The organism is Mycobacterium sp. TH-M106 (genome assembly GCF_057473765.1).
The window spans coordinates 1-5,140 of record NZ_JBYCLE010000226.1 but is presented as its reverse complement, the minus strand read 5'-3'; the positions used below and the strand labels follow the sequence as shown (position 1 = coordinate 5,140).

Sequence of the window (5,140 nt, the reverse complement as noted above, 5' to 3'; positions counted from 1 at the left end):
TCGGCCCAGCGTCGTCGATCAGCGTGATGCCGTTGCCGACCAGCACCTCCGGACCGAGATTGGGGTAGCGCCCGGAGATCGACGACGACGCGTTGACAACGCCGGCGATCTCGGCGTCGACCAGCGCGTCGGCGGTGATCCGGTCCAAGTCGAGGATGTCGAGGACCACGATGTCCCCGCGTCCGACCCGCCGTAGCAGACGGTCCACGTCGCGGTCGACCCGAGCGGTGCCGACCACGCCCGGCCGGGACGTGTGACGGGACAGCAGCGCAGACATCCTCATGGGGCGATTCTGTCCGGGAAACCCGTCAGACGCTCGGAGGCGCGCCGTAACAACAGCCTCAGTAATTTCGTATTGTCACATGCGTCCCGAGGTTTATCGGCCTGGCCCCCGGTCCTTCCGGTCGTTCCGGTCGTTTCGGGCGGCGGCGAGCAGTTCCCGCGCGTGTGCCCGCCCGGTGTCGGACTCCCCCAACCCGGCCAGCATCCGAGCCAGCTCGGCGATCCGATCGTCGTCGTCGAGGGGTCGCACGCCGCTGGCGCCGTCGGGCCCGGCGCTGTCGACCACCAGGTGCGCGTCGGCGTACGCGGCGACCTGAGGCAGATGCGTCACCACGATGACCTGGTGGGTACGGGCCAGCCGTGCCAACCGCCGCCCGATCTGCACCGCCGCCCGGCCGCCCACCCCGGCGTCGACCTCGTCGAACACCATCGTGGCACCCACCGAGTGCGGCGACGACGTCGCCAGCACCACCTCCAGCGCCAGCATCACCCGGGAAAGCTCGCCCCCCGAGGCACTCTTGGCCAGCGGCATCACCGTCATTCCCCGGTGCGCGGCGAACCCGAACTCCACCTGGTCGATGCCGTCGGCGCCGGCGTGCACGGTCACACCCGACGGCAGCATCAGCGCGGCTTCATCAGCCGAGCCATCACCGGCCGCTGGCGAGTTGGCTAGCTTGACGGTGAACTCGGCATCGGCCATCGCCAGCCCGGACAGTTCGGCGGTGACGGCCTGGGCCAACCCGGCCGCGGCCTTGTTGCGTGCCTCGCTGAGGTCGACGGCGGCCCGCAGCAGCCGAGCGGTCAGCTCGTCGTAGCGGCGTGCCAGCTCCCCCAGCGCTTCTTCCGACACGTCGAGCTGGGCCAACCGGTCGCGGGCATTACGAGCCCACTGCAGCACACCGCTGATGTCGGAGGCATATTTCCGGGTCAGCGTGCGCAGCTCGGCCTGCCGGGCCAGCTTGGCGTCCAACGCGCCGGCGTCAACGGGCAGCTCGCTGAGGTAACCGCCGAGTTCGCGGGCCACGTCGCCGACCACCGTGAGCGCCTCGCCGAGCTGTTCGCCCAGTGCCCGCAGCGCGACGTCATCGGTGCTGTCCAGGGCCGACTTCGCCTGCCCCAGCCTATCGGTGGCCGACGTCGGTCCCATCGCCGTCTCTTCGCCTACCAGGTCGCCCGCCAGGTCGCCTGCTAGGTCCGACACCCCGGCCAGCGCCGCACGCGTGGTGGCTGCCGCCGCGCGCAGCGTGTCAAGTTCGGAGAGCCGCCGGATGTCGACGGCCAGCGCGTCGTCCTCGCCGGGCTGCGGGTCGGCGGCGTCGATCTCGTGCAGCGCGAAGCTCAGCCGGTCGGCCTCCTGGGCGAGTTCGCGGGCCCGGCCACGCCGGTCGGCCAGGTCACGTCGCGTCGACTGCCAGGTGCGATGCAGGGCCTGGTACTGCTCCAGCAGCGGCGCGACACCGGCGAACTTGTCGAGCGCTGCCCGCTGTTCTTCGGGCCGCATCAGTCGTAGCTGGTCGTTCTGGCCGTGCAGGGTGAGCAGCCCCGCGGTGAAACCGTTCAGCGACTTGGCGGGTACGCCGCGGCCACCGAGGTAGGCCCGCGAGCGCCCGTCGTCGCTGACCGAACGCAACGCGATCACGCTGCCGTCCTCGTCGCGCTCGGCGCCCGACGCGTCCAGAATCTGCTCGATCTGCGCCGCCGCGGAATCTGTAAGGTCGGCGGTGACGAAGCGGCCTTCCACCACCGCACGGGCCGCACCTGAGCGCACCCGGCCGGCGTCGGCGCGGGCACCACCGAGCAGGTGCAGCCCGGTCACCACCATGGTCTTGCCGGCACCGGTCTCGCCGGTCAGAACGGTCAGGCCACGGTCGAACTCGGCGGTGGCCGCGCTGATCGCCCCCAGCGATTCGATCCGGATCTCGGTCAGCACCTGCGCAGCTCCGCCACTGACCGCTACTGCCCGCGCCACCCGGTGACCGGCAGCCGGAACTTGCGCACCAATCGGTCGGTGAACGGCACGCTGTCCAGCCGCGCCCATTTCACCGGTGTGTCGGAGCGGCGCACCTCCAACCGCCCGCCGGGCGGCACCACCATCTCCCGGCGGCCGTCGCAGAACACCAGCGCACTGTGACCACCGGTCTCCACCTCGATCGCGATGACAGAGTTCGGACTGGTCACCATCGGCCGGCCGAACAGCGCGTGCGCGTTGTTGGGCACCACCAGGATCGCTTCCAGGTCGGGCCAGAGCACCGGGCCGCCCGCCGAGAACGCGTACGCGGTGGACCCGGTCGGTGTCGACACCAGCACCCCGTCGCAGCCGAACGCCGACACCGGCCGGCCGTCCACCTCGACGACCACACCAAGCACGCCGAGGCGGGGGGCTTTTTCCATGCTGGCCTCGTTGAGCGCCCAGCCACGCTCGACGACCTGGCCGGCTGCCCGCACCACCACGTCCAACGTCATGCGAGTCTCGACCCGATAGTCGCGGGCGATGACATGATCGAGCACCGCGTCGATGGTCTGGGCCTCGGCTTCGGCCAGGAAGCCGATTCTGCCCAGGTTGACACCGAGCACCGGAATGTCGGCGTCGCGGGCCAGTTCGGCCGCCCGCAGGAACGTGCCGTCGCCGCCGAGCACCAGCACCAGCTCGCAGCCCTCGGCGGCGCGACGATCCGCGTCGACCACCTCGATGTCGACGCCCAGCGCGCGCATGTCGTCGGGCGCCAGGTGCAGCGACCCCTTGTTGACCGCCTCGGCCGAGAGCACCCGCAACGCCACGTCGTGGTCGCCCAGGACTTTCTCCACCCGGCGTGCGGTGTCGGTCGCCTCGTCCCGCCCGGTGTGGACCACCAGCAGAACGGTGCGTTTGTCGCTTCTGGTGCTCACTGCGGACCCTTCGCGACGGCGTCGGCCACGGCTCGGCGCAGCGTGTCGCCGGTCAACCGGTGGCAGGGCAGAGCACGCAGCCACAGGAAGTATTCGACATTGCCGGACGGCCCCGGCAGCGCGCTGGCGATGACGCCGGCACTGTGCCACCCCAGCTGCTCGGCGCGGTGCGCGACGGCCAGCACCGCAGCGGCGCGCAGCTGCGGGTCAGTCACCACCCCGCCGGCGCCCACCTGCCCTCGCCCCACCTCAAACTGCGGCTTCACCATGGGAACGATATCGGCGTCCGGTGACGCACAGCCAATCAGCGCGGGCAACACGGTTTTCAGCGAGATGAACGACAGGTCGGCGACGATCAACTCGGCCGGGCCGGCGATGACATCCGGCGACAGGTCACGCACGTTGGTTCGTTCATGGACGCTCACCCGCGGATCGGTGCGCAGCGACCAGGCCAGCTGTCCGTATCCGACGTCGACGGCGTCCACGTGGGCGGCTCCGCGTTCGAGCAGCACCTCGGTGAATCCGCCGGTTGACGCGCCGGCATCCAGGCAACGCCGCTCCTGCACGGCGATTCCGAAAGCATCCAGCGCGCCGATGAGCTTGTACGCTCCGCGCGACACCCAGCTGCGTTCCCCGTCGGCGGCGACGACGAGATTCGCCGCGGGGGTGACGGCGGTGGCCGCCTTGACCGCTGGGATGCCGTCGACGGTGACCTTACCGGCGTCGATCAACTCGGCGGCCTGCCCGCGGGAGCGCGCCAGTCCGCGCCGGACCAGTTCGGCGTCGACGCGGGCGCGCCGGGGCACACGCACTCAGCCTTTCTCCACCGATTCCAGCGCGCGCACCAGCATGTCGTGGGCTTCCTCCAGACGGCGGGCCAGCTCCTCGAGGTCGGCAGTTGCGGGCAATTCGGTGAGTTCGGCGTCACCGGGCAGCTCGGCGAGCAGCTCCTCGATCCGGGCTTTGATCTGGTCGGGTTCGGTGGTAGTCATTGCGCCATTGAGGCTAGTCGGTGTGGGGCGGTCGGACCACGCCTGAGGACGTTGTGCAGGTGGCGCCGGCCGGACGGGGGGAACGACCGGTGGCAGCCGAGAAAGTCAGAGGTGGCGGTCGACGTCCATGCGTTGGTGCAGGACGCGCACGACGTCGATAACACCTTCGGCGGTGACCCGATAGAACAGCGTGTGTGACCCGGCCGAGAGTTTGCGATAGCCGGGGCGGATCTCATCGCAGGCTCTGCCGATCCACGGATTTGCCGCGGCACGGTCGACGGCGTGTCGAAGTTCCCGCAGATACGCCTCGGCCTGGTCGGTACCCCAACGGTCATGGGTGTAATCCCAGATCTGTTCCAGGTCTGCCTGCGCGGCAGGGGCGAGAAGGTACCGGCTACTCACCGACCACGCGAGACCTCGGCCCGCTTGCGGCCGAGGAAGGCGTCGAAGTCGAACGGCGTCGACTCGCCGCTACGTTCGCCGGCCTCGAGAGCCTCGCGCAATGCGCGCAGCTGAGTTTCGCGATCCTCGAGCAGCCGCAACGCGGAACGGATGACATCACTGGCTGACCGATAACGGCCCGCCGCGATCTCGCCGTCGATGAAGGCTCGGTGATGCTCGTCGAGGAGGAAGGACGTGTTCTTCGTCACGAACGAATAATACCAATTGTTGGTACACGAGCGTAAATCTTGAGTTTCGGACTTTGATGCGGGTGTGACGGCACTCCAAAACCCAGTCGCAGACCTCTGACCGCGGATAGCAGGTGAGGTTGTCGACCACGGTGTCGGTCGAGGGTGCGGTCAAGCCGGCGTGCGTGGCGGAGAGCATCATTGGCTACCTGACCAGCGGGTTGTCGATGTCGGCCGCGCTTGTCGGTGGGTCTGTCTACTATTCGAATATGCGTTCGGGTAGTAGTCGGGAAGAGGTCACCGGGGCCTTCGACGCCCTAACCGCCGGCCTGGAGCGGGTGCTGGGGTTGG

6 protein-coding genes and 2 pseudogenes are annotated in these 5,140 nt (G+C 69.4%); 1 reads left to right on the top strand and 7 read right to left on the bottom strand.

Features of this window, described 5'->3' with window-relative positions:
- From AC2VOP_RS08165 to AC2VOP_RS08135, 7 genes and pseudogenes are all read right to left on the bottom strand, one after another.
- Positions 1-283, bottom strand: a pseudogene (locus AC2VOP_RS08165) (putative cytokinetic ring protein SteA); the annotation flags it as partial.
- 93 nt (positions 284-376) lie between these two features.
- A complete protein-coding gene (gene recN / locus AC2VOP_RS08160) occupies positions 377-2,212 on the bottom strand; it encodes a DNA repair protein RecN (RefSeq protein ID WP_486960495.1) in 1,836 nt (611 codons plus the stop codon).
- Positions 2,213-2,235: 23 nt separating this feature from the next.
- The gene (locus AC2VOP_RS08155) at positions 2,236-3,168 is read right to left on the bottom strand and encodes an NAD kinase (protein ID WP_486960494.1); all 933 of its coding nucleotides are present in this window, start codon (positions 3,166-3,168) and stop codon (positions 2,236-2,238) included.
- Complete coding sequence (locus AC2VOP_RS08150; protein ID WP_486960493.1) at positions 3,165-3,974, bottom strand: TlyA family RNA methyltransferase; 810 nt, start codon at positions 3,972-3,974, stop codon at positions 3,165-3,167. The genes AC2VOP_RS08155 and AC2VOP_RS08150 overlap by 4 nt, the downstream gene beginning before the upstream one ends.
- A 6-nt stretch (positions 3,975-3,980) precedes the next feature.
- Positions 3,981-4,160 (bottom strand): hypothetical protein, encoded by a 180-nt coding sequence (locus AC2VOP_RS08145; RefSeq protein ID WP_486960492.1) that lies wholly within the window; start codon positions 4,158-4,160, stop codon positions 3,981-3,983.
- Positions 4,161-4,265: 105 nt separating this feature from the next.
- On the bottom strand, positions 4,266-4,562 hold the full coding sequence (locus tag AC2VOP_RS08140; RefSeq protein ID WP_486960491.1) for a type II toxin-antitoxin system RelE/ParE family toxin: 297 nt from the start codon (positions 4,560-4,562) through the stop codon (positions 4,266-4,268).
- On the bottom strand, positions 4,559-4,810 hold the full coding sequence (locus AC2VOP_RS08135) for a type II toxin-antitoxin system ParD family antitoxin (RefSeq protein WP_486960490.1): 252 nt from the start codon (positions 4,808-4,810) through the stop codon (positions 4,559-4,561). Before AC2VOP_RS08135 ends, AC2VOP_RS08140 begins: the two co-directional genes overlap by 4 nt.
- A 113-nt stretch (positions 4,811-4,923) precedes the next feature.
- Between AC2VOP_RS08135 and AC2VOP_RS08130 the strand changes: the two are divergent.
- A pseudogene (locus tag AC2VOP_RS08130) lies at positions 4,924-5,140 on the top strand (hypothetical protein); the annotation flags it as partial.